This is a genomic window from Oceanospirillum sediminis, assembly GCF_014164585.1.
In the GTDB taxonomy this organism is placed as follows: Bacteria; Pseudomonadota; Gammaproteobacteria; order Pseudomonadales; family Halomonadaceae; genus Oceanospirillum; species Oceanospirillum sediminis.
Genome location: NZ_JACJFM010000019.1, coordinates 1 through 24,740, shown reverse-complemented (window position 1 = coordinate 24,740; position 24,740 = coordinate 1). Strand labels below are relative to the sequence as shown.

Genomic DNA, 24,740 nt, shown 5'->3' with positions numbered 1-24,740 from the left:
ATGCAAACCCGAATCCATCCGCCTCTGCAGACGATCGATGTGGTCAACGAAGCTGAAAGTATTCTGCGTGCCTGTGTCCATTGTGGCTTTTGTACCGCCACCTGCCCCACATATCAGGTGTTATGCGATGAAAGAGACGGCCCACGAGGGCGCATCTATCTGATCAAACAATTTCTGGAAACCGGTACTCTGACCGAAGCCTCACGCAAGCATCTGGATCGCTGCCTGAGCTGCCGTAGCTGTGAAACCACCTGCCCATCCGGTGTTCAGTACGCCCGCTTGCTGGATATTGGCCGCAGTCTGGCTGAACAGAAACTTCCCAGAAGTCCGGGACAACGTTTGCTACGCTGGGGGCTGCGTCAGGTTCTGCCTCACCCGGCACGCTTTAAAGCATTACTGGCTGCCGGACGGACCTTTAAACCTTTACTGCCTGAAAATCTGCAGAAAAAAATTCCACCCGTACGCCCATCATCCCCCTGGCCCGCCAACAGCCATAAACGCATCATGCTGACACTGGCCGGATGTGTGCAATCAACTACAGCTCCCACAACCAACGCGGCGGCTGCCAGAGTGCTGGATCGCTTAGGTATCACCTTGCTTGAAATGCCCAAAGCCGGTTGCTGTGGCGCTGTCAGCCAGCATCTGTCGGCAGATGATGAAGCCCTGAACTTTATGCGCAACAATATTGATGCCTGGTGGCCAGCCATTGAGCAAGGTGTTGATGCCATTGTCACGACCGCTTCTGGTTGCGGTGTCACCATTCAGGAATACGGCCACCTGCTAAAAGATGACCCGGACTATGCAGACAAAGCCCGTCTGGTCAGTGAACTCTGTAAAGACCTGAGTGAAATCCTGTCAGAAGAAGATCTGAGCAAACTGAATCTGACCAGGTCTGATGCAGCGGACTCATCAGAAAATGAAGCAATCAGAACAGCAGTACACTGCCCCTGCTCTTTGCAACATGGCATGAAACAGAGCGATAACCTGGAGAGCATTCTGCAACAGGCAGGCTTTGAACTGGCAAAAACCCGGGATAAACATCTGTGTTGTGGCTCAGCCGGAACCTACTCCATTCTGCAACCTGAATTAAGTCAGACATTACTGAACAACAAACTGGCTGCTCTGACATCGGATCAGCCGGATCAGATTGTTACAGCGAACATTGGCTGTCAGTTACACCTGGAAAGCCAGTCAGATATTCCGGTCCGGCACTGGATCGAATTGCTGGATGAAAAACTGGATTAAAACCAGATAAAACGGGATAAAACTTAAGGAGAAAAAAGCGAGCCTGGCACGCAGGCTCGCAACAAAGGGTCTGTACCTTTATCGGAACTGATGAGGCCTCCGACGCCGATACAAACAACGATTTACTCCAACGGCAGAAGCAAAATCGGAGCGACATAACAGAAACGTAAGTCTGGTTATGCCCATAGCAGATATGATCAATTACTGAGTGACTGCAGCATACGCCACGACTTCACACAGCATCTCTTCACGGGCCAGACCGGCAACAATCATCGCGGCACGGTTTGGGTAAGGCGCCTGGAAATATTCGGCATATACCTTGTTAAACACAGGTAGCTGGTCACGATCAGTGACATAGATAAGTACCTGAGTGACGTGATCCATTGTCAGGTTTGCGGCCTCAATAGTGTGCTGCAGGTTATCCATGGTTTGACGCGCCTGAGCTTCAATACCACCGCCAACCACTTTACCGTCCTGGTCGATGGGAATCTGAGCCGTGGACAGTTGACCGTTAGCAATAACAGCCCATTCCAGCGGTGCTTTAGAGGCATAAAGTTCAGTTTCAACAGCTTGTTTCATTTTGACTATTTTCAACCCGTAGGAAAGAAACAGGCCACTCTTTCCCTGTATCAGGATAGTTGTGGCCCGTATATTGAGTAATCTTTAGAAGAATTACAGACCTTGTTCATCCGCCATTTTCCTGGCGATCTGAGGGGCATTCCACAGTGATGGCAGCAGTACCAGAGATACAGGTACAGCGGTGATCACAATAAAGGACTGCAGGGCAGAGATACCACCTGAGCCGATAGAGATCAGCAGCGCCGCAACCAGACCCATCATCACACCCCAGAACACACGGATACCCGCTTGAGGACTGTCTGTACCTGTCATTACCATAGAAACCGCATAGGTCATGGAGTCACCGGTAGTGGCTACGAAAATTGTAGTCAGTACCAGGAACAACACAGAGATCAAAAAGCCCATTGGCAGCTGTTCAGTAATTGCCAGCAGCGCAGCAGGTAGATTAAAACCAGTGAAAGGTTCTGAAATCACGCCAGGGTTTGCCAGTTCAAAGGCCAGACCACTACCACCGACAATGGTGAACCAGAAGCAGGTGATCACAGGTGCTACCACAGAGATCAACAGGATCATTTCACGGATGGTGCGACCACGGGAGATACGCGCCACAAACATCGCCATCAGCGGGCCATAACCCAGGAACCAACCCCAGAAAAATACGGTCCACCAGTCCAGCCAACCTGGGTTAGCACGGAAGGTTGCCATAGGGATAAACTGATCCAGGTAGATACCAAACGAGTGCAGGTAGCTATCAAAGATAAAGGCAGTAGGGCCAAACAGCAGGATAAAGGCCATCAGTACCACAGCCAGAATCACGTTAGCACTGCTCAGAAGCTGAATGCCTTTTGTCACACCACTTACCGCCGACAGGGTGTAGATGGCAATCAGGCCCATCAGAATGGTCACCTGAGTGGCATATACATCAGGAATACCAAACAGTTTTTCCAGTCCGAAGCTCACCTGCAGCCCCAGGAAACCGATAGGACCAACCGTACCTGCCACTACTGCCAGTACACAGGAGGCATCAACGATGGCACCCAGAGGGCCTTTCATCACTTTGTCGCCGAACACTGGGTAGAGCAGCGTACGCGGCTTCAGTGGCAGACCTTTTTCGTAGTGCAGGTACATAAAGACTACACCGGTCAGGCTGCCCAGAATCGCCCACGCCAGGAAACCCCAGTGCATAAAGCTCTGTGCCAGTGCGTTATAAGCCGCTTGTACCGTACCGGTTTCGCCGCCCCCAAGACCTACAAACAGAGGCGGAGGAGAAGTGAAGTGCGCCATAGGCTCAGCTGCAGCCCAGAACACACCACCACCGGCCAGCAGAGTACACATGATCACGGAGATCCATTTAAAAGTACTCATCTCAGGGGTTTTCAGGCCACCCAGTACTACAGAACCGGTACGACCAATCGCCAGGAACAAGCCGATAATAAAGGTCAGCAGCAACAGTACCTGCCAGTAGGCACCGAAGAATTTAGTGGAGGTGGCAAAGCCGGTATTCACCCAGCCGGATACCAGCTTGATGTCATACAGCGCAAACGCAGCAAACAGTACCAGTACGCCACCGCTGATCAGAAAGACGGGAATATCGACACCGTCAAAAAACTTGCCTTTAATCATAACTGCCTCGTCTGCTTGTGCAGAGGCCAGGGTTGTATCGTTCATTATAAGTCTCCTGATGTCTTTTATTTTTGTACGCTATCAGGGCTCTTAAACCAGATTTTCATAGACTGAAAAACGGTGATTTCAGGATCAAAATCACTATTTTTCGGCCAATTTTCCGGTTTACAGGCACAATTTACCCGTAAACCGGACACAGCGGGTCTCAAATCGCGGCTCGATCAAATGGGATTTGAACAAGCGTGATCAGAAAATTACCGTGGGTTTATTCTGGTTTCAGAGCATCATCAAGGAAGTTCAGCCAGTTCAAGCCCATCACTTTGGCCACTTCTTCAGGGCTGAAGCCCCGCGCCAGCAGACCGTTGGTGATATTCGGAAAGTCGCGGCTGTCCCGGAACCAGGACAATGGACGTGGCCAGTCCGCATTGGACTTAGAACCTTCACCATAATCCATCTCTTTTGACCAGCGACCGTTACGCATCCATTCCAGAACAGAGAGCGGTTGATCCTGACACAGATCGGTACCGATACCGATACGATCAATGCCCATCAGATCAGCGGTGCTGGCCACCATGTCGCAAAACTCATCCAGTGTGCAATCCGGGCCATTTTTCAGGTGGAACGGATACAGGCTGAAGCCCAGTAAACCGCCGGATTCGCCCAGCGCCTTTAGCACCGTATCGGACTTATTGCGCTTAGCCGCGTGGAAGCTGGTCGGGTTGGCGTGCGAGATCACAATAGGACGCTCAGAAATATCAATGGCATCCAGTGTGCTGCGCTCACCGCTGTGGCTCATATCCACCACCATACCGACCCGGTTCATCTCTTTGATCACCTGGCGACCAAAGCGAGTGACACCACTGTCCTCAGCTTCGTAACAACCACATGCCAGCAGGCTCTGGTTGTTATAGGTCAGCTGCATAATCATCAGGTTCAGCTCGCGCATCACCTCGATCATGCCGATATCATCTTCTATCGGCGAACAGTTCTGGGCACCAAACATGATGCCCACTTTGCCCAATTCTTTAGCGCGACGGATATCCGCCGCACTTCTGACCGGCATAATCAGATCGCTGTTATGCTCAAAGTGACGGTTCCACTCTGAGATACGCAGCAGGGTTTCACGAATCTGTTCGTGGTAGACGATGGTGACATGCACCATGGTCACACCACCCTCGCGCAGCTGTTCAAAGATGGTGCGATTCCAGTTGGAATACTGCAGACCATCAATCACTATCAGATCGTTATGCAGCGCGTTATTGTTTGAATTCTGCTGTGTCGTCATAAGACCTGCTCCCGGTTATGGGCGGATGTAAGTCGTTTTTACAACGGTGTAGAATTCCCTGGCATAGGAGCCTTGTTCACGTGGACCGAAGCTGGAATCTTTACGGCCACCGAATGGAACGTGGTAGTCGGTACCCGCCGTTGGCAGATTCACCATCACACAACCGGTCTTCGCATTACGCTTAAAGTCAGAGGCGTACTTCAGAGATTCTGTGCAGATACCACCAGTCAGACCGAAGTTAGTGTCATTCAGAGTCGCCAGTGCTTCGTCGTAATCTTTTACCTTGATCACACAGGCGATCGGAGCAAAGGCTTCCTCACGGTTGATGGTCATCTGATTCGTAGTTTCAGTGAACAGCGCAGGCTGCATGTAGTAGCCTTCGGTATCTTCGTTCAGTACTTCACCACCGTATACCAGCTTGCCACCTTCTTTCTTAGCCAGTTCCAGGTAGGCCAGGTTCTGTTCCATCTGACGGGCGTCAGCCACAGCACCAATATGAACGCCTTCTTTCAGCGGGTGACCAATCACCAGTTTCTTCATGCGCTCAACAACCGCTTCAACAAAACGATCATGGATGCCTTCGGTCACAATCAGACGGGAAGACGCAGTACATTTCTGACCAGTACCACCAAAGGCACCGTTTACCGCACACTCAACGGCGTTATCCAGATCCGCATCGTCCAGTACCACCAGAGCGTTCTTAGAACCCATCTCCAACTGGCATTTCACCAGATTTACCGCAGTAGCAGCCGCCACTTTACGACCGGTTTCCAGAGAACCGGTGAAGGTCAGTGCATTGATGCCGCGAGAGTTGATCATCACATCACCCACTTCAGCACCCGGCCCCATCACCAGGTTCAGCGTGCCTGCAGGCAAGTTTTGACGAGAGATAATTTCAGTTAGCGCCCATGCAGAAGCAGGTACCTGGTTCGCAGGTTTCCAAACCACAGCGTTACCAAACGCCAGTGCCGGAGCAATTTTCCAGGCACCTGTGGCTGTCGGGAAGTTCCAGGGGGTGATGATACCCACAACACCTACTGGCTCACGGCGGGTTTCAATTTCGATACCAGGGCGTACCGATTCAGCGGTTTCACCCATCTGACGCAGTACTTCTGCCGCGTAGTAGTGGAAGAACTGACCGGAGCGATACGTTTCACCAATACCTTCCGCCAGTGTTTTACCTTCTTCACGGGCCAGAATCTCACCCAGCTCATCTTTACGGGCGATCAGTTCATCACCGATGGCCATCAGAACAGAGTAGCGCTGTTCCAGACCGCTCTTTGCCCATTCAATCTGACCTTGTTCAGCAGCGGCGATAGCAGCTTCAGTTTGCGCTTTATCTGCCTGAGCGTAATGACCAATCACATCGCTGGTATCTGCAGGGCTGATGTTGGCAACACTACCTTTATTGCCTTCTACCCACTCACCACCAATATAGTTACGGAAAACCTGATCAGACCCGGTGTTTGTATTTGTTGTCATAACGCTACCTCTCTTAAATCGTTGTTTGCATCTTAGGCCCAGGCATCTAATAATAAAAATTAATAAATAATATTCGTTGATAAGTTTTCCTTACCAAAGAAAATCGCTCAAACAGCAGACCATAAAAAAGGTGAGGATAATCAAGCATCAAACGTACTCAGGCCCTTTATTCATTGGCTTATGACGGTACTTTGACTAAGCCTGAACAGGGCTTTTGATAAGAGAAAACAGAGGAAAAAGCGATGCTACCAGAGCTGAAAATCACCCAACTCCGTCATTTCGTCTGGGTTGCAGAGCTGAAAGGTTTCCATGCAGCAGCTGAAAAAGCCCATCGCACTCAACCAGCCATATCGCTGTCTATTCGGGATCTGGAAAATAAACTGGGTGAAAGCCTGTTTGAAAAGCGTAATGCCAAAACAGCAAAAACAGAGCTTACACCTTTTGGCCGTTACTTTCTGCCTAAGGCAAAAGAGCTGATCGCACACCACGACCGTGTAGCCGAAGATATGACACTACTGGCGGAACATAAAACCGGTCACCTGCGTATCGCTTCTGTCCCTTCTATTGCCACTCGTATTCTGCCAGAGCTGTTGCTGCAGTTTGTTGCTGATGCACCGGATCTGCATATTAGTTTTTTTGATGGTAACTCTGATGCCGTCATAAAAATGGTTGAAAGTCAGGAAGTGGATTTTGGCCTCGCCAGTCTGTTCCATGAAGAGGAACACACCGATAAAAGCTTCACTCCGATCTGGGATGATCAGATCGGGGTAGTGTGCCCCCTTGATCACCCCATTGCAGATCAGAAGGAGATTCATTGGGAAGAATTAAGGCAACACCGCTTAATCGGTAATGGCACATCCCGCATATTAGAAGGCACTGAAGCCAGTCCTCTGTTAGGGCTGTCTCAGTTCTATATCTCAAATATGATTTCGCTGATTGCGATGCTGGAAGCAGGATTTGGTATCACCACCCTGCCCTGGTATGCAGTACCAAAAGATAACCAGAAGCTGACTTTTGTGCCTTTAAGCAGCCCCAAGGTGATCCGTCATATCGGTATAGTGCAGATGAATAACAAATCCCTGTCACCACCGGCCGAGGCTTTGGTGGAGTTTATTAAGCAGCACAGCCAAGACCATCGAGACTAAACACACGGGCAAAGGAGAGCATTTATTGCTCTCCATCAATATTTTGTCGCTCTTTTCCAGCACCCTGTTTTTCAGGGCTCTATCCCACTAAAACCACTAAACTGAATAAAAGCCCCCATTTTTCAATGGGTTTTGCCCATCCCTACCTTAGTAAAAATAATTACAGACAAGGTTTTGATAAATTTTACTTATCACCCGATATAACCTTCTGATTTGTCGGCGCAGGCAGATTTGACTCAAGATTGGCTCATCAACTGACGACGTTTTACAAGCTAACATTACTGATAAAAATCCTGTTGCGAATCCTGATTAAAACAATGCAGGCAGACATAAGAAGAGGACAATAATAATGACAACCCTAGCCGCCATTAATGCTTCTCTAAGAGGGGACAACGCGCTGGCCTTACGACCAGCTGACCAGGTGATGAATCTGGAACGTTTAGGTGCGCTGCACCAGAGCCGTTTAAGCTTTATGCGCGCCCTGGTTCGTCGCATCATGCGCGAACGCTGGCAGATCGAAACCCGTCGCTTTGATCTGGATGAGCAAGGCTACGGCACCGTAATCTATCAGGTTCAGGCACCTCACGGCTTATTTAACTTTGTCATCTTCTCCGATTATCTGTCTGACGAAGAGCGTAATGACAGGGTCATCGCAACCAAATGGGATCTGACCATGGCCCTGGTTGATGGTGAAGTGGATGATATCTACCTGGAAAAGCTACGTCAGAACGTACCTAAACAGGAAGCCGGTCGCGTTGATTCCCGCGTATTTGTACTGTCCCGTGCCAACCGTAGCGCCCGTAACTTTAACTATGTGGTGGATCAACTGGCTCAGGGTGAACAGCCGGATATCAGCAAAATTGCTGAAGTGGGCTACCTGTACCGCACCACTGCGGTATACGGCAGCGGTAAGCTGGGTATGGCGGACTGGGATAAGGTACAAAGTCGTTACACCGACTTTGCCCGTCCTTTTGCCGCAGAGATGTTTGTCTGTCTAATGCTGCGTAACTTCAGCCTGACTCAGGCTGAGCATATTGCTAAACACAAATCCCCTGAGTCCTATCAGCCGATGCAGGACGAGATCAAACGCTACTTTGGTATCGGAAACTCCACTGGTCTGGGTATGGCACCTTATCTGGTGAATCACCCACACCTGATCAATCAGTGGGTTGAGATGCGTGAACTGGCGCTGGCCCGGGTGCGTGCTCTGGGACAGATTGATATGCGTATCCGTATCCGCTTCCAGCAACTGATTGACCGTTGCAGCCAGCACACTGAGCAAACCGTCACTGAAGATGCGTGGCAGACTGACAATAACCAGCTGGTACTGAATGATCTGAAAGCTCTGCAGCAGCAGGTTGAGGAAAACTTCAGCGACTGGAACGAACTGATCCAGTGGAGCGAAGCCAACTGCTCGGTACAGGGTCAGGAAATGCTGGTCTCTATCATGCTGGAACTGTATCCAGAGCTGGTCGAAGACCTGGATGATTACCAGGCTGCAGAAGAGTTTCTGGATCTTGACCCTCTGATGCCGGTTCAGGCGCTGAAAGCCGTGATCGAAGATCGCTACCGCTGGGCACTGGATATCGATTTTGGAGCTGAAGGCTCCCGTGAAATCTTCTGGTACCGTTCAGAAGAGAAGATGGAACCCCGTCTGGGTCACTCCGCTTGTGACCATGGTAAAGAGAAGCAGATGGCACTGGGCGTAGGTTATGCGGTACGCAAGTGTTACGACCAGCTGAGCGAATATGTCCAACTGCACCCGGAGCACACCACCGCTCGCTTTATGGTGGCACGTCCTAAATTGCGTGGCATTGTACGTCGTATTCAGAGCATGAACCGCTGCATCTATGGCGATATTCAGGCCAACCTGCTGGATCGTGACATTCTGCCGATGCACCTGCTGCGCGCCAAACTGGCATTCTTCGGCGTGAGCAAATTCGATCCAAAATCCAAACTGTGGGTGCGCAATACCATGTTCCAAGGTGCGCCTCTGTTAGAAGATATCGGAAAACCATTCAATGATGACTGGTTTATGCCACTGGCACCGACCACCGAAAACAACCATTAATCAGGCAGCATAGAGGAGCGTTAACCATGAAAATTTCAATGAACGAACTAAAAGCTGCCCTGCGTCGCTGTTACGAAGCCAGCGGTTACTTTGTCGGCAACTATGAAGATGCCGCCAATATGATTCTGTGGCTGGAGAAACACGGTCTGGATGGTCTGGAAGAGCTGAAACGTGCTCTGCCTTTTATCACGGCAGATCGCGATAAGCCGCTAAGCAAGGTGGTTTACGAAGACAGCACCTCAGCCATTATCGACAGTAATGGTCGCAGTGCCTTGAACTGTATCGCTGCCTCTGTCGATCTGGCGCACGCGAAAGCGCTGGAAAGCGGTATTGCAACCGTCACGGTACACAACTGCCACAACCGTAAGTTTATCCTGAAAGCTCTGACCGACTGTGGTCGTCGCGGTATCAGTGTCGCTGCTTACTGGCGTAACGGCAGTCAATCTGTGACTGAGCATACCGCTGCGATTAAAGCCGGTGAACGCTATCCGAGCTACGCAGAAGCGATCACTAATCTGAAAGCCGGTGCTGACGACAAACAGGCACTAACCATCATCTGTAGCTCTCGTGTGGATCTGACCACCTCTTTGCAGCAATCTCCGGGCAACCACCACGTTCAGTATGTAAGTGCGCAACAGGTTGAGCAGAACAAAGAGCACAGCATCGATTCTGGTATCGAAATTGATGAAGATCTGTGGGCTGAGATTAATAGTATCGGAACCGGTGTACTGGTAGAAAACAGTGATCAATCCCGCATGGGCGCAGGCTGACCCCATGATATTCACTGTTCACTTCGGACACAGATAGCTAACACTCGGAGATTTGTCGTTAGCTTCAGCTCCGGCTTTCTTCGCATTCATCTGTTGTAAACAACGACGTAACAGTGGAATAACGGGATAATCGGGGCTTTTCTTCTGCTGTTCGCTAAGGTGCTGTGTGACCGAATCAATTGATATTCTGGCGATTATCATCGTCACCCTGGGGATAGGAGTACAAGCCTGGATTGGTCTGGGGTTTGGCCTGCTATCAGCGCCTTTGCTGTACTTTATCTCACCGGATTACGTTCCAGGCCCGATACTGCTGCTGGGTTTTGTATTATCTGCTCTGGTCGTATTGCGTAATTATCAACAGATGAACTGGCAACGTATTCTGCCTGCTTGCCTGGCACGTATTCCTGGAGCCTGGTGCGGTGCTTTATTACTGGCCAGTCTGCCTCAGAATCTGGTCAGCATTCTGTTCGGGTTATCCCTGTTACTGGCAATTCAGGTAACCCGTAGCCGGGTTAATCTTGCCCCCTCATCCGGAGTTCTTAGTATTGCAGGCTTTTTTTCCGGGCTTCTGGGTACCGCCACGTCAGTAGGAGGTCCTCCGATGGCAATGGCTTACCAGCAATCCGACAGGCTAACGACCCGAAATGATCTGGCCCTGTTTTTCCTGATAACGACACCGGTTTCACTGATCATGCTGGCCATCAATAACTACTTCAGCTGGCAGACTTTTATGCTGACCCTGCCGCTGCTGCCGGGTGTGTTTCTGGGGTATAAACTGGCAGGTTTTGTCAGCCGGCAGTTTCCCGGAACCAACGTAAAGCCTCTTATTATCGGCTTGTGTACTCTGGCCGCCACCGGCATTCTGTTAAAAGGCTTATGGTCTTCTTTCGCCTGATTTTTACGAGCGAATCTCAGCCACCTGTTGTTCTGCTAACCGTGTCAGCAACTGTCGCAAAGCAGCGATCAGAGCGTCATAGCCCGGCAGTTCAAGTTCTGTCTGCAGACTGAAACGATGACTGCTCAGTACGCCGTGCTGATCTTTCAGTTGCCAGTAACCGGTCAGTACAGCCTGCCCATCTTCCGTACCATGAAACTGGTCGACCTGAGTGCTGATCACATAATTCCAGTCTGAACTGCGATGATTAAAACTGTTTTCAACTCTGAAATCAGGCAGGCGATAATTCAACTCGCTGAACAGCACCCGGGTAATGGCATAATCCGGTTGTTCCGCCCACAGATGGTAGTTTGCCAGTTTAATCCGATTGTCTCCGGTACGAATCGCAATACCTGAGTTATTGATATAAGTGGCGGCGGTTACTTCACTAACCCCTATTACCGCACGGATATCACTTTTAGCTACCGTTGACGGGTTGCTTTCCAACAGGTAATAGTGAGTTTCAGGCATTGGCTCTGTGGCACAGGCTGTCAGTAAAAGAACCACAATACCGGCAAAGCACCGGGAAATAAGATGACTCATGGTTGACCTCCTGGAATAATATCCGGCCCTTTCGGCGCTTCAAAAACCAGTGCATTGGATTTCTTATTCAGTGTTTCCAGCACTGGCTGCAGCTTCAGCATGGTTTGCTGCAGGGTATGCATGGTCCGGTTCACTTCTGTGTATAACCGACTATCAGGAGATAACCCCCTTACAGTAAGGCGCAGTTCCTGCAGCAGGTTTTTTATCTCAGCAGGTAACGCCTGGGTATCCGGGTTATCCGCCAGCTTATCAAACTTAGCCAGCGTCTCATTTAATTGACTGATTGCCTGCTCTCCTGTGACCAGGGTTTGCCTGGCCTGGGTCATGGCTCGTTCTGCCTGCGTCAGAGTCTGTCCGGCCTGAGATAGCAGAGGCTCAATCTGAAGTTGCTCAATTTTAGTCAGCACTGACAATAGTTTGGTCTCGATCTGAGCAAAACCACCTGAAACACTCGGAATAATATTGTACCCCTTACTCTGTACAACCGTGGCTACAGGCGCATCAGGATAAAGATCCATGTCCACATACAAACTACCGGTTATCAGGCTGGCCTGTTTCAGGCTGGCCCTGAGCCCCCGAGAGATCCAGTACACCAGTTGTCTTCTTACATGAGGCAAAGAAGCTTCATCATCCGGCATGCCAAGACGCCCTGGTTCTAATTTAATAACTACCGGCACTCTGGGATCACCCTGTTTTTCATCCTCTGCCAGCTGGAAGAGAATACGGTCAACGGTGCCTATACGAACGCCACGAAACTCCACCGGGGCCCCTTTCACCAGACCACGAACTGACTGTTCAAACAGCAACAGGTACTCCATTGAGTAGTTATAGGGCCGCTCACGTACACTTTTAAAATCCGGGTGCAGCCTGAAACGATCACCATTTTCAGCTATTTTTCCCTTTCCTTCTTTATCCGGATCCAGGGTATCAAACGTAATGCCACCAGAGATCATCGTATCCAGAGAACCCGTCTGAATATTGACCCCTTCTGCCGACAGGTTGAAATGTACACCACTGACATTCCAGAAACGACTATCAGAAGTCACCAGCTGATCATAGGGTCTGCGAATGAAGACGCCGTAAATCGCTTCAACCGATTCAGGCTCAAACTGAATCCATTCAATCTGACCCACAGGAAAGCCCCGGAACAACACCTGATCTCCAACATTCAGCGAATGGGCTTCATTACTGAACAAGCGCACCCTGAGTCCGGGTTCCAGCACAGAGTTCACCGGAGGCTCTTCTAATCCGGTGTATTCATCCAGCCCCTGTCCAAGATTACCCGGCTTCATCTCAATATAAGCTCCGGACAACAGGGTATTCAGTCCACTGATGCCACTCGCACCGATGCGGGGACGCACCACCCAGAAACGGGTATCCTCGTGTAATAACTCAGCAGCCTCGGGCTCGATCCGGGCATAAACAATAACGCCCTGATCGCCATCCATCAGAGAGACTGATTCCACCTTGCCCACATCAACACTGCGTACCCGGATTCGGGTTTTTCCTACATCAATACCGTCAGCGGTCATAAAGCTGATGCTGATCAGGCTGCCACGATTAGCCCAGTCCTGCCAGGCCATCCAGCCACTGATTGCCAGAGCGATCAATGGCAACAGCCAGATAGCCGAGACAGAGCGTTTGCGGCTTATCACAGGTATATGGGGAATATTGTTTCCGTTGCCTGAATCAGGCGATAAACCGGATTGTTCTGAATCTGTTTTTGACATACCGGGTCAGCTTCTTCCAGAAGATCAGTTAAGGCTTTCCTGTCCACAGTTCACAGCATGTTGCTCCTGTTGGCTCAGGCTGTCCCAGATCAGTCTGGGATCAAAATTCATTGCAGATAACATCGTCAGTACCACCACTCCGGCAAAGGCCAGCGTTGCAATTCCGGGCTGAATACTGATCAGACCACCCAGCTGTACCAGAGCAACCAGTACTGCGACCACAAACACATCAATCATTGACCAACGACCAATAAACTCGGTCAGTCGATACATACGGGTCCGGACCTCTGGCTGGTGCGGGTATCCCAGATGGACACCCAGTAACAACCAGATAATCGCCATCATTTTGGCAACAGGAATAACGATGCTGGCTACAAATACCACAATAGCAATCGGATAAGAGCCATGTTGCCAGAGCGCGACTACACCGCCAAGAATAGTACTCGGGTCATCACTGCCAAATAACCGGGTATGCATAATAGGATAAAGATTCGCAGGCAGATAGAGTACACAGGCCGTTAGCAGATAAGCCCAGGTCTTTTGCAGACCAGAACGTACTCTGGGATGCAACCGCCCCTGACATCTGCGGCAGTGGTGATCGTGGACAGAGTGCAATAAGCCACAATGATGGCAACTTTGCAGCCCCTGAGCCAGCGCACTGCCTGCACTGGCTTTTACCGGAATACGACAAATACCTGATGTGCGATCCAGCTCCATCCAGAGCTGCTGTTGATGCACTGAAGTAATCGTCAGGATCAGAAAAATCGAAAAAAGCACATAAGCCCAGAATGACAAACCGATCACCAGATCAGCCATACCGGCAATTTTAACCAGGCTGACCAGCACACCGATCAGAAATACTTCGGCCATCCCCCATGGGTGCAGGGAAAACAGAAAACGAACAACAGGATACATCCATCGCCCGACAAAACCTCTGCCGAGCGGCAACAGAACAACCAGGTAAGTTCCCAGCAACAACGCAGGAATAAAAAGGATAAACAGAAATAATAACAGGGCCAGCTCCGGAAAGCCCAGATGAATCAGATCAGCACCGCTCTGAATCAGAGAAACCTGTTGTTCACGCCCCTGAGATTGAAACGCCAGAAAAGGAAAAGGGAGTGACAAAAGCAGAAACCAGAGACCACATACGGCAAACACAGCCGCCTTCTGGTAACCATTTTTTGTGGAGTACATCACAAGATGCCCACAACGCGGACAGTGCGCCCGACTACCAGCGTCAGGTTCCGGTAATTCCATTACCAGGTCACAGCAATGGCAGGCAATCTGTTCTACAACCATAAAGATCGGGTCATCAGTATCAAATGAAGGCGCAACAGTACCACAGCCAGTCCTTACTTCGTATGTCTGAAATCACACAAGCCTTCAATTCAGGGCATTGAAGGCTTGTTCAGATCAGAAGAGCACTCTGCCACATCTTATGTTTTATCCGAAACCCGATCACCACTATCTTTGGTTAACGCCTCTCAGAATGAGATCATTACTGCTTTTCCCGATTCTCTGCCCTGAGTACCCATAAATAATCAACAATTTTTCTGGCTTGCGCATAATCCACCTGCTCAATAACTGGCATATGGGGCTTCGCCGGACTGCCTTTTCTGATCAGGTTAACCACATCCGGTTTCGACATTGTTGTCAGGCTATTAGCCGGAATGCGCTGCAATAATTTACCTGTACCCGACTTCTGATGGCACTTTGCACAATAATAATTAAACAACTCTTCCCCGGAGGCAGTTGCATCCGGTTTCTGGCTACACCCGGCTAACAACACAAACGCCGTCAGAATAGAAACACAGCAGAAATACAAACGAGCCACTCTGAAAGTATTCATACATGCACCTTGATTATGGCAAGTCAAAAATAAAGCCCGTGCTTAAATATCCTTCTTACTGACGATAGTATAGCGTTTCCCCGTACCGGTTACGCCAATCCCGGACATAATCCTGCGCCAGCTCAAACAAGGCACATTTTATTACGACCCATCAGTCATAGTTTATGGCTTGCTCCATAACACCGGACTCACGGGAGATCACCACCTGATTACACAGAGACACATCAGAAAATATAGCAGGATATTGTAGTCTGCAGAATTCCACATAATACCAGAATATTTACAGCACTATACAATTACATATAATAATTTTACCCGGTTGGCAGAAAGAACTGCCATAAAAGCAGAAAATGCTGTAGTTAAATATTATAAAAGCAGCAGAACATATACTTTGTTTTCTAAAATAAATCTTATAAATCGTCAGACTTAGCTTCAGGAAACCTTAATATGAAAAAAACAATACTGACTCTCGCAATGTCATGCTTTATCACTTCTTATGCTCAGGCAGAGTGCGGTGAAGTGTCTATTGCAGATATGAACTGGATGTCCGCATCATTATTGGCCAACGTTGACAAATTTATTCTGGAAGAAGGTTACGGCTGTGAAGCTTCTCTGGTTCCGGGTGATACTGTACCCACCAGTACGTCTATGGTTGAAAAAGGTCAGCCGGATATAGCCCCTGAAATGTGGACCAATGCCGTCAAAGAACTGATGGATAATGCAGTAAAAGATGGCAAGCTGGCATATGCAGGACAGTCTTTGTCTGATGGCGGAGAGGAAGGTTTCTGGGTACCTGAATACATGGTGGAACAATACCCGGAACTAAGTACCATTGAAGGAGTGAAAAAACACGCGGCTCTGTTTAAACACCCGGAAGACCCTGAAAAGTCCATGTTTATGGGTTGTCCTGCAGGCTGGGCCTGTCAGATCTCCTCAGAGAACCTGTTCCATGCTATGAATCTTTCTGATGCGGGTTTCACCCTGGTTGATCCGGGTTCCAGTGCCGGATTGTCCGGCGCCATTGCTCGTGCTTATGAGAGAAAAGCGCCCTGGTTTGGCTATTACTGGTCTCCAACAGCGATCATGGGACGCTATCCTATGGTGAAAGTTGATTTTGGCTCTGGTGTGGATAAAGACCACTACATCAACTGCCTGACTCAGAAAGACTGTCAGAACCCACGTGTGACGATGTTCCCGGTTGCGCCGGTCTGGACAGTCACTACAGCGTCTTTGAAACAGAAATCTCCGGAAGCCTTTGATTATCTGAGTAAACGTTCCGTTAATAATAGCCAGATGAATGAGTTACTGGCCTGGATTGAAGATAATCAGGCTGATGGCGAATACGCCGCTTTTCATTTCCTGAGCGAATATGAAGCGATCTGGACAAACTGGGTTCCGGCTGACGTTGCAGAAAAGATTAAAAAAGCGCTCTGATGTACCCATAAAAGCCCCGACCACCCTGGTAGTCGGGGCTTTTTGGTTTATCTGATATACACCATTGCTTATCCAATATTCTAAAGCTGTACGCTAAGGAAACGATTATGTCGTGGCTGACAGAATTTCCCGAACTGAGCAGAAGAGACCTGATGGGCCTTCGTAAAACACTGGATGGAGCCTACAGGGATTTTTCCAGAGAATACGGAGATACCATTGAGGCCTTCTTTGACCCTCTGCTCAGCTTTCTGATCTGGTTTGAAAAACTACTGATCGCAACCCCCTGGTGGTTAATGATTGCCATCCTGATGCTGATTACTCATCTTGCTGCACGCTCTTTGAAGCTCACCATAGGGGTTGGTATTGCCCTGTTTATGGTAGGTTATCTGGGAATGTGGGAAGACACCATGAGCACCCTGAGTATCATCACGGTCTGTACCATAATCGCCATTATTGTTGGTGTGCCCATAGGTATTCTGATGGCCCGTTCAGGCCGGACCCAGGCCATTGTTACTCCCATCCTGGATATCATGCAAACCATGCCTGCCTTCGTCTATCTGATTCCGGTGGTTATGCTACTGGGCATCGGAAAAATTCCTGGCTTAATTGCGGTAGTGATTTACGCGATTCCTCCAGTGATTCGCCTGACCAATCTGGGCATACGCCTGGTGGATAAAGAGGTACTGGAAGCTGCAGATGCCTATGGCGCTTCGCCCTGGCAACGTCTGATAAATGTACAGCTACCACTGGCGATGCCTAACATCATGGCAGGCATTAACCAGACTATTATGATGTCTCTGGCGATGGTCGTAATCGCTTCTATGATTGGTGTTGCCGGGCTAGGCCAGCCAGTACTGAAATCCATTACCAACCAGTACTTCACGCTGGGTCTGCTTAATGGCGGAGCCATTGTGGTCCTGGCCATTATATTTGATCGTGTTTCTCAGGCATGGGCACATCGTTCGCAGCAACATATGGGAGATAACCGTTCATGACTCAGCCACTGATCAGTATTCAGGGGTTATATAAACTGTTTGGCCCCAATCCGAAAAAACATATGCCCCTGGTGCACGATGGGAAAAATAAAGACGAAATTCTTGCTGAAACAGCCCACACCCTGGGACTGAAAGATATTAATCTGGATATCTATCCCGGTGAGATTTTTGTCATTATGGGGCTGTCCGGCTCCGGAAAATCAACCCTGATTCGCCACTTTAACCGTCTGATTGATCCGACAGAAGGTAACGTTATCGTCGAAGGCGAAGACATCATGCATTACGACGAAAAGCGCCTGCGGGAGTTTCGTCGGAAAAAAATGTCTATGGTGTTCCAGCGTTTTGGTCTGCTACCGCACTACACTGTACTTGATAATGTGGCGTATGGCCTGAAAAATCAGAAAGTTCCTAAAGCCGAACGCGAAGAAAAAGCAAAAAAATGGCTGGAAGATGTCGGACTGGCGGGTTATGAAAAACAGTACCCGGCTCAGCTATCCGGCGGGCAACAACAGAGGGTTGGTCTGGCACGGGCTTTATGTACCGATGCCGACATTCTGTTAATGGATGAGGCATTCTCCGCTCTGGACCCTCTGATTCGCAGTGAAATGCAGGATCAGCTGATCCATCTGCAGGAGCGGCTGCATAAAACCATTGTCTTTATCACCCATGACCTGGATGAAGCGCTGCGTATTGGCGACCGGATTGCCATTCTCAGGGATGGCGAACTGATTCAACTTGGCAAGCCTGCTGAAATTCTGTTACACCCGGCAGATGACTATGTCGAAAAATTTGTCAGGGACGTTAACCGGGCAAGAGCACTGACCGTAGAAACAGTGATGCAACCTGCGGTTTGTCGTATATCATCTGACAATATTGATGAAGCGCTGGCCCAAATGAAGCAACAGAACGCCGATTATGCCTTTTATGTGGAAGGAGAGCGCTATAAAGGCCTGTTGGCGATGGAACAACTGGCAGCAGCCAGTGCTCCTGAATCAATACAGGAACTGCTGGAAGAAAGCTGTCAGGCCGTATCGCCGGATAGCCCTCTGGAAGAAGTTATCCCTCAGACTCTGAATCACTCCGGTCCATTACCTGTCGTTAATCAGCAAGGAGACCTGACCGGACAACTGCCCAGAGATGTTCTGATGGAAGTCCTGACAGGACACCCTACTGAAGATCAGAAAGCATAATCCACAAGACATCCCTGTTTGTCAGGGATGTCCCGCTCTGCTTCCAGGCCTGGAGGCTGTACGCTGTTTCAAAATAATCTGAGAGCCTGAAACACGGAAGGGAATTATCCGAATCAGGCTGCACTCTTACCAGAATCAGAGATATCGAACATCAGAGGGCAATTATTTACCCCAGTTCGCTATTGGCCCCCAGAGTTGCCAGCCATTACTGTCGACGTTGTACCAGAGGCCACCATCCCATTCCAGCATATAGGTTTGTTGTCCATCATCCAGCGTGTATTGGCGATAATAGTACTCACCTTCAGTCAGGCTGCCATTACGGGTGCTGACCGGGAAGAACTGACTGTATATTTCTTCGATATCATCAAATACCAGATCTATAGCCGCTTTTGAGTCGGTATCGGTATCAGTTTCTGTACCGACATCAGTTCCATCACCATTATCTTCAGTGACCTGTTTGAAGGTGTGGAAACGATAGACCAGAGATTTAGTCGTAGCACTGCTATTACGAAGTACCAGAGCATAATCTCCGGCAGGCAGATCGATGGTCATAGCCCCCGGCTGTTCACCGTTAGCAAAGTTAGAGGAATAGCTGGTATAGAAGTTAAAGTCTTCGTTATTTCTGAATTTTTCAATCTCACTGGCCGGAATAACATAACTTTTCACACCAGTATTCAGGCCATCGATATGATATTTATAGCCATCGGTGATAGTAAATGGCTGAATCAGGCCAGCACCGGCTTCCATTGAACGGGCCTCAGCAACAGGAGTAGAGTCATATTCGTAGCCTGCCAGCTGAAGATTGGCATAATCCAGTTCAAGGGAAAAAGTATTTTCACTGTTGGTCGTATTGCGCACAGCGATAACATATTCTCCGGCCTCCAGAGTGGCACTTTTAATGCCATAATCACCATCAAATCCAACAAAATAACTGACCGAAGAACCGTTAATAAAGTTTGCCAGATCAGATTTAGCAATAATTACCGCCTGAGTGGCATAGTCTGCTGCATACAGAAAATCAAAACCTGTCTGACTGGTCACCGTAAACGCCTGATAAAGATAATTCCCCTGTCCATTTAATGGCTGCATCGGTACTGACAGAAACTCAGTATCTGTTGTTGTCGTAGCACCAATGGCAACAGAGCTGAAAGAAGAAACAAACAGGGCTGCACTCATCGCCAGTGCCAGCCGGGCCTTTCTGAAATATCTGCCCGATGAAAACAAAGAGGTACTACGGGTACGCATACGGGAGTCCTTTTTTACAGGGTTATAAAATGTGCTTTCGCCATCATAATACCTGCAGCCGAAAACTCAATTTGCTTATTGTCATTCGTTTGAATTCAGAGAAAGAATAAGGCCTGAGTGATCACAGCTGACCCAGGAAAAGGAAAAGGAAAAGGAAAAGGAAAAGGAAAAGGAAAAGGAAAAGATGAGAGTTTCTGAAAGGGCGTCAGAAGCAGCAACCCGGCCAGACGGGTTGCTGCTGATAAGCTTTATTTCTCAGCTGTTTCACGCACAGATTCAAACAGAACCGATGTATCCATACGTCCCAGGCCTTTATCCTGTAAAGAGGCATAGCGTTTGTCCACTTCCTGCGTCAACTTCAGATCCAGATTGTGCTTAGCCGCTTCCTGCAGACAAATACCCAGATCCTTACGCATCCAGTCAATGGCAAAACCGAAATCATATTTACGCTCAGCCATCGTCGGAGCCCGGTTAACCATCTGCCAGGAACCAGCGGCCCCCGGAGCCAGAGTTTCGGCCACCTGTGTGATATCCAGCCCGGACTTTTCCGCCAGTAAAAATGCTTCACTCAGGCCCTGCAGTACACCGGCAATACAGATCTGGTTAATCATCTTACAACGCTGGCCCTGACCGTTTTCTCCCAGCAGTTCCATACGTGCGGCATAGCTATCCATCACCGGGCGAACTTTTTCAAACACCTCAGCATCACCGCCACACATGATCGTCAGGCAACCATTCTCTGCACCAGCCTGTCCACCGGAAACAGGGGCATCAATAAAAGATATCCCCTTCTCATTGCAGGCCTCAGCCAGCTCTTCTGCCAGCTCAGCTGATGTAGTGGTGTGATCAACCAGTACAGAACCCGCTTTCATCGTAGCCAGTACACCGGTACCACCATAAACTACACTGCGAACATCGTCGTCATTACCCACACAGACGAATACGATATCAGCATTATCTGCAGCTTCTGCCGGTGTTTCAGCCCAGTTCCCCTGGTGCTCCTGCTGCCAGGCCTGAGCCTTAGCGCTGGTTCTGTTATATACCGTCGTCGGGTAACTTTTCTGCAGATGGCCAGCCATAGGAAAACCCATTACACCCAGGCCAATAAATGCTGTCTGATAATTACTCATATCCGTATTCATCCTGTTACTTGTGTCGTCAGTGTTTGCATACTAAGCCTCCGAAATGACATATGTCAATTTTAATTTTAACCAGAAAAAGAACTATGTCATTGGTCAAACCAATGAGATATGCCATAATTCAGCCTCTGTTAACGATAGAATAGTTCTCTGACTGATGACCACTGCAAAATATCAGACCATTGCTGCCAGTATCCGACGTATGATTGATTCGGGGAAGTATCCGGCCGGTAGTAAACTGCCTCCCCACAGAACTCTGGCCAGAGAACTGAGTACAACCCCCGCCACCATTGCTAAAGCCTATAACCTGCTGGCAGATCAGGAAATTATTGAGTCCTTTATCGGACGAGGTAGCTTTGTCTGCCAGAACAAAACACTGGATCAGGTGATCCACTCAGGCCATGAAGAACAGGAGCTGAATTTTTCTATCCTGCAACCCTGCCTGGATGATGTTCACCTGAAGACGCTTAACCAGCATTTGCACCACGCACTGCACAATACATTACCACTGGATCTGCACTGTTATGCCGAAGCCAGTGGCCTGACGGCACATAAAGAAGCCGGTGAAATATGGTTACAGCACTATGGCCTGCAAACCGATCAGATCGAAAATATCCTGCTGACCAACGGTGCCCAGCATGCTCTGTCGGCTCTGATTCAGTTCAGCACCCAACCCGGCGATGCCATTGCCGTTGAAGCCCAGACTTATCCGGGGCTACTGTCTATCATTCGGTTACTGGGGCGCCGGGCCATCGCCATTGAAATGGATGAGCAGGGCATGTTGCCAGAAGCACTGCAATCTGCCTGCCAGACTCAGCATATTGCTATGGCCGTACTGATTCCTTCCCATCAGAATCCGACAGGGATCACCATGCCTCTGAGTCGCCGGGAAGCGATTGCCGGTATTATTGAACAGTATAAAATCTGGCTGCTGGAAGATGATATTTATAGCTTTTTGAACCCAGATATCATTCCACCGATCACCAACCTGATTCCTCAGCAGAGCTTCTATGTCAGTAGTTTATCGAAAGCATTAAGCCCCGGACTGCGTTGCGCCTATATCAAAGCACCAGACTCCCAGAGTAAAGCGCTGGCTCAGTTTATCCGGGCTTCGGTCTGGCTACCGCCACCGACCGTTTTTGCAGCCGCCGCGTCTTTGATACACAGCGGCGAGGCTTTCCAGCTGGCCAACAGGCAAAGAGATATTGCACAACAGCGCCAGTCTGTCGCCGAAGCCCTGTTGCCGGGTAATGCCCACTTCACCAATACCGGCAGTTATCATATCTGGTTATCGCTGCCAGCTGACTGGAGCTCAGAAGCCTTTACCCGGATAGCCCGAGAGCATCACATTCTGGTCAGTAGTGCAGAGTTTTTTAACAGTAGCGCTAACAATACAGGGCATACAGATAAAGCCAGTCTGCCTCGGCATAACAGTGATTCAGAATGTCCGGCTCAGACACCGAATGCCATTCGTTTATCTCTGATGGCAGAATCACAGCAGTGCCGTTTCGAGCAGGGAATAAAGGAACTGGCTGCACTGCTGAAGCAGCAACCAATGGATTATGTGTCTTTCTGAAGCAAAAAACCGCTACAAAACAGTGTTGTCACCCGGGGCCAGAAACACGTGACATCACGTATGGCTGCCTGGCAAAGAAGCAGAAAACATGGGGATATCCAAATTTAAATTTACTGCTTAGATCCACCAGATGTAAATTATCACTATTGCAACCTGGACACAGGGTTTTCAGCATCGTGCCATCCGTTTAAACTTCTGCCACTGGGAATAAGCTACTGTAGTCATCTGTTCTGCACAGGCCTTTTCACATCTGAAAACACCTTTGCCCATTGACTGTTACACAGTATCAGGGCAGATATGAAATCACGTTTTATCCGTTCAGGTTCATTATGATTAATTACGCTCCGTTGTATCAGAAATTTGCAGAGGAAGGATTAACCCGCTGGCTGGCCCGAATTCCGGAACAGCTGGAACATGGCCTGGACAGCAAACGTTATTCTGATCTGCCGGGCTGGCAAAGGGTTGTGGATAAGTTTTCTTCTGCTGAAGAACTGACAGAACAGGGCTATCAGGTTACAACCGATCTGGATCGCAGCGCGGTACTGATCAAGGCTTCCCCGGCTCTACCTGAGTCAGAACAGGCTAAATACCGCAACCTGATGAAAAAGCTGATGCCCTGGCGTAAAGGTCCGTTCGAAATACACGGCACCCACATCGATACTGAGTGGCGCTCAGACTGGAAATGGGATCGCCTGGCTGAATTCGTCGCCCCGCTGCACAACCGTCGCGTGCTGGACGTAGGCTGTGGCAGTGGTTATCACTGCTGGCGTATGGCGGGTGCCGGAGCCCGTTTTGTGGTGGGAATAGACCCATCCCCGCGTTTCCATATCCAGTTCCAGCTGGTGCGCAAACTGATGGGACAGGCAGATGGTAACAAGGTCTTTCATCTGCCGGTAGGGATTGAAGATGTGCCACCTGAACTGGATTATTTTGATACGGTATTTTCGATGGGCGTGCTGTATCACCGCCGCAGCCCGATTGATCATCTGTATCAGCTGAAAGAAGCCCTGCGCCCAGGCGGTGAACTGGTACTGGAAACGCTGGTGGTTGATGGTGATGCACAGCAGGTTCTGGTGCCAACAGATCGCTATGCCATGATGAATAATGTCTGGTATCTGCCCAGTCCGGATGCTCTGGTACTCTGGCTGGAAAAATGTGGTTTTGTGAATGTCCGGGTTGTGGATATATCAGTAACGTCTCTGGAAGAACAGCGTAGTACAGAATGGATGAGCTACCAGTCCCTGAAAGACTTTCTTGACCCGCAAGACCCGACAAAAACAGTCGAGGGCTATCCGGCTCCCAAGCGTGCCGTAGTACTGGCAGAACGGCCTTACTGAATCAGTAAGGCTCCATCTAATGGCTAATATCCTCATATCAGCAGCATCTTATAACTCAATTGCATAAGCAAATATCACTAATAGCTAAAGAGTATTTTTATTATTAGAAAAAACTAATAATATAACGATCAACATATAGTCTGCCTCAGCTGGCAGGCTATTCGTTTCTGATCAGGCCCTATGCCCGAGGATGTTATGAATATTGATCGTCTGATGTTTGTATTTGCAGGTTGTATGATTCTGCTGAGTCTGATTCTGACTCAGTTTGTGCACGCTAATTTTATCTGGTTCACCGTATTTATCGGCCTGAACATGATTCAGGCAGCCTTTACCGGTTTTTGCCCGGCCGCAAAAATCTTCAGTAAACTGGGCATTCAGACCGGTTGTGCCTTTAAGTAGTCAGCCCTGAAAAAGTCAGGTTTCTACCTAACTGAGTATCCGTTGGCTTTATTGCTTCAAGAAATAAAGCCAACCGACTTTCTGCTCCCCACCTGCAGTTTGTACGATAACCAAAGCCTGAATGACACCCTTGTATTCAAACAAAAAGAAAAGGCTCATCCATTTCCTC

The 24,740-nt window shown here is 49.1% G+C and carries 21 protein-coding genes; 11 read left to right on the top strand and 10 right to left on the bottom strand.

Annotated elements, in window-relative coordinates; all coding sequences use genetic code 11:
- Positions 1 to 1,245, top strand: coding sequence for a glycolate oxidase subunit GlcF (glcF, locus tag H4O21_RS14375; protein ID WP_182809574.1), 1,245 nt, complete (start codon positions 1 to 3; stop codon positions 1,243 to 1,245).
- A 201-nt stretch (positions 1,246 to 1,446) separates the two neighbouring features.
- Here glcF and H4O21_RS14370 read toward each other — a convergent pair whose 3' ends face one another.
- The 4 genes from H4O21_RS14370 to H4O21_RS14355 all read right to left on the bottom strand — a co-directional run bounded on the left by H4O21_RS14370 (position 1,447) and on the right by H4O21_RS14355 (position 6,214).
- Positions 1,447 to 1,824 (bottom strand): RidA family protein, encoded by a 378-nt coding sequence (locus H4O21_RS14370; RefSeq protein WP_182809573.1) that lies wholly within the window; start codon positions 1,822 to 1,824, stop codon positions 1,447 to 1,449.
- A gap of 93 nt (positions 1,825 to 1,917) precedes the next feature.
- Positions 1,918 to 3,492: a BCCT family transporter gene (locus tag H4O21_RS14365; RefSeq protein WP_182809572.1), complete on the bottom strand. Its 1,575-nt coding sequence runs from the start codon at positions 3,490 to 3,492 to the stop codon at positions 1,918 to 1,920.
- Positions 3,493 to 3,712: 220 nt separating this feature from the next.
- Positions 3,713 to 4,732 carry a dipeptidase gene (locus H4O21_RS14360; RefSeq protein ID WP_370463931.1) on the bottom strand — a complete coding sequence of 340 codons (1,020 nt, stop codon included), beginning with the start codon at positions 4,730 to 4,732 and terminating at the stop codon, positions 3,713 to 3,715.
- A gap of 15 nt (positions 4,733 to 4,747) precedes the next feature.
- Positions 4,748 to 6,214 carry an aldehyde dehydrogenase family protein gene (locus H4O21_RS14355; RefSeq protein ID WP_182809571.1) on the bottom strand — a complete coding sequence of 489 codons (1,467 nt, stop codon included), beginning with the start codon at positions 6,212 to 6,214 and terminating at the stop codon, positions 4,748 to 4,750.
- A 242-nt stretch (positions 6,215 to 6,456) separates the two neighbouring features.
- On the opposite strand from H4O21_RS14355, the gene H4O21_RS14350 reads away from it, so the two are divergent.
- From H4O21_RS14350 to H4O21_RS14335, 4 genes are all read left to right on the top strand, one after another.
- Positions 6,457 to 7,359 (top strand): LysR family transcriptional regulator, encoded by a 903-nt coding sequence (locus tag H4O21_RS14350; protein WP_182809570.1) that lies wholly within the window; start codon positions 6,457 to 6,459, stop codon positions 7,357 to 7,359.
- Positions 7,360 to 7,708: 349 nt separating this feature from the next.
- Entirely contained in the window at positions 7,709 to 9,430 is a 1,722-nt protein-coding gene (locus H4O21_RS14345; protein ID WP_182809569.1) for a hypothetical protein, read from the top strand.
- Positions 9,431 to 9,456: 26 nt separating this feature from the next.
- Entirely contained in the window at positions 9,457 to 10,200 is a 744-nt protein-coding gene (locus H4O21_RS14340; protein WP_182809568.1) for a DUF3726 domain-containing protein, read from the top strand.
- A gap of 166 nt (positions 10,201 to 10,366) precedes the next feature.
- Positions 10,367 to 11,095, top strand: coding sequence for a sulfite exporter TauE/SafE family protein (locus H4O21_RS14335; protein ID WP_182809567.1), 729 nt, complete (start codon positions 10,367 to 10,369; stop codon positions 11,093 to 11,095).
- 3 nt (positions 11,096 to 11,098) lie between these two features.
- Here H4O21_RS14335 and H4O21_RS14330 read toward each other — a convergent pair whose 3' ends face one another.
- From H4O21_RS14330 to H4O21_RS14315, 4 genes are all read right to left on the bottom strand, one after another.
- The gene (locus tag H4O21_RS14330) at positions 11,099 to 11,677 is read right to left on the bottom strand and encodes a PqiC family protein (protein WP_182809566.1); all 579 of its coding nucleotides are present in this window, start codon (positions 11,675 to 11,677) and stop codon (positions 11,099 to 11,101) included.
- Positions 11,674 to 13,407, bottom strand: coding sequence for an intermembrane transport protein PqiB (gene pqiB, locus H4O21_RS14325; RefSeq protein ID WP_182809565.1), 1,734 nt, complete (start codon positions 13,405 to 13,407; stop codon positions 11,674 to 11,676). The genes H4O21_RS14330 and pqiB overlap by 4 nt, the downstream gene beginning before the upstream one ends.
- 24 nt (positions 13,408 to 13,431) lie before the next feature.
- Positions 13,432 to 14,706, bottom strand: coding sequence for a PqiA/YebS family transporter subunit (locus tag H4O21_RS14320; RefSeq protein ID WP_182809564.1), 1,275 nt, complete (start codon positions 14,704 to 14,706; stop codon positions 13,432 to 13,434).
- A 199-nt stretch (positions 14,707 to 14,905) separates the two neighbouring features.
- Positions 14,906 to 15,256, bottom strand: a complete 351-nt coding sequence (locus H4O21_RS14315) for a c-type cytochrome (RefSeq protein WP_182809563.1) — start codon at positions 15,254 to 15,256, stop codon at positions 14,906 to 14,908.
- A 447-nt stretch (positions 15,257 to 15,703) separates the two neighbouring features.
- Here H4O21_RS14315 and H4O21_RS14310 point away from each other — a divergent pair, with 447 nt between their 5' ends.
- The 3 genes from H4O21_RS14310 (at position 15,704) to H4O21_RS14300 (ending at position 18,875) form a co-directional block, all read left to right on the top strand.
- Positions 15,704 to 16,690, top strand: a complete 987-nt coding sequence (locus H4O21_RS14310) for an ABC transporter substrate-binding protein (protein ID WP_182809562.1) — start codon at positions 15,704 to 15,706, stop codon at positions 16,688 to 16,690.
- Positions 16,691 to 16,797: 107 nt separating this feature from the next.
- Positions 16,798 to 17,685 (top strand): ABC transporter permease, encoded by an 888-nt coding sequence (locus H4O21_RS14305; protein ID WP_182809561.1) that lies wholly within the window; start codon positions 16,798 to 16,800, stop codon positions 17,683 to 17,685.
- Positions 17,682 to 18,875, top strand: coding sequence for a quaternary amine ABC transporter ATP-binding protein (locus tag H4O21_RS14300; protein WP_182809560.1), 1,194 nt, complete (start codon positions 17,682 to 17,684; stop codon positions 18,873 to 18,875). The genes H4O21_RS14305 and H4O21_RS14300 overlap by 4 nt, the downstream gene beginning before the upstream one ends.
- Before the next feature lie 162 nt (positions 18,876 to 19,037).
- Here the strand turns inward: H4O21_RS14300 and H4O21_RS14295 are convergent, their stop codons facing one another.
- Both H4O21_RS14295 and H4O21_RS14290 read right to left on the bottom strand, forming a co-directional pair.
- Positions 19,038 to 20,120, bottom strand: a complete 1,083-nt coding sequence (locus H4O21_RS14295) for a hypothetical protein (protein ID WP_182809559.1) — start codon at positions 20,118 to 20,120, stop codon at positions 19,038 to 19,040.
- A gap of 248 nt (positions 20,121 to 20,368) precedes the next feature.
- A complete protein-coding gene (locus tag H4O21_RS14290; protein ID WP_182809558.1) occupies positions 20,369 to 21,250 on the bottom strand; it encodes an NAD(P)-dependent oxidoreductase in 882 nt (293 codons plus the stop codon).
- A 166-nt stretch (positions 21,251 to 21,416) separates the two neighbouring features.
- On the opposite strand from H4O21_RS14290, the gene H4O21_RS14285 reads away from it, so the two are divergent.
- The 3 genes from H4O21_RS14285 (at position 21,417) to H4O21_RS14275 (ending at position 24,571) form a co-directional block, all read left to right on the top strand.
- Positions 21,417 to 22,835, top strand: a complete 1,419-nt coding sequence (locus H4O21_RS14285) for an aminotransferase-like domain-containing protein (protein ID WP_182809557.1) — start codon at positions 21,417 to 21,419, stop codon at positions 22,833 to 22,835.
- 329 nt (positions 22,836 to 23,164) lie between these two features.
- Positions 23,165 to 24,172: a tRNA 5-methoxyuridine(34)/uridine 5-oxyacetic acid(34) synthase CmoB gene (gene cmoB / locus H4O21_RS14280; RefSeq protein ID WP_182809556.1), complete on the top strand. Its 1,008-nt coding sequence runs from the start codon at positions 23,165 to 23,167 to the stop codon at positions 24,170 to 24,172.
- 195 nt (positions 24,173 to 24,367) lie between these two features.
- Positions 24,368 to 24,571, top strand: coding sequence for a YgaP family membrane protein (locus tag H4O21_RS14275; protein ID WP_182809555.1), 204 nt, complete (start codon positions 24,368 to 24,370; stop codon positions 24,569 to 24,571).
- Positions 24,572 to 24,740: the final 169 nt, after the last annotated feature.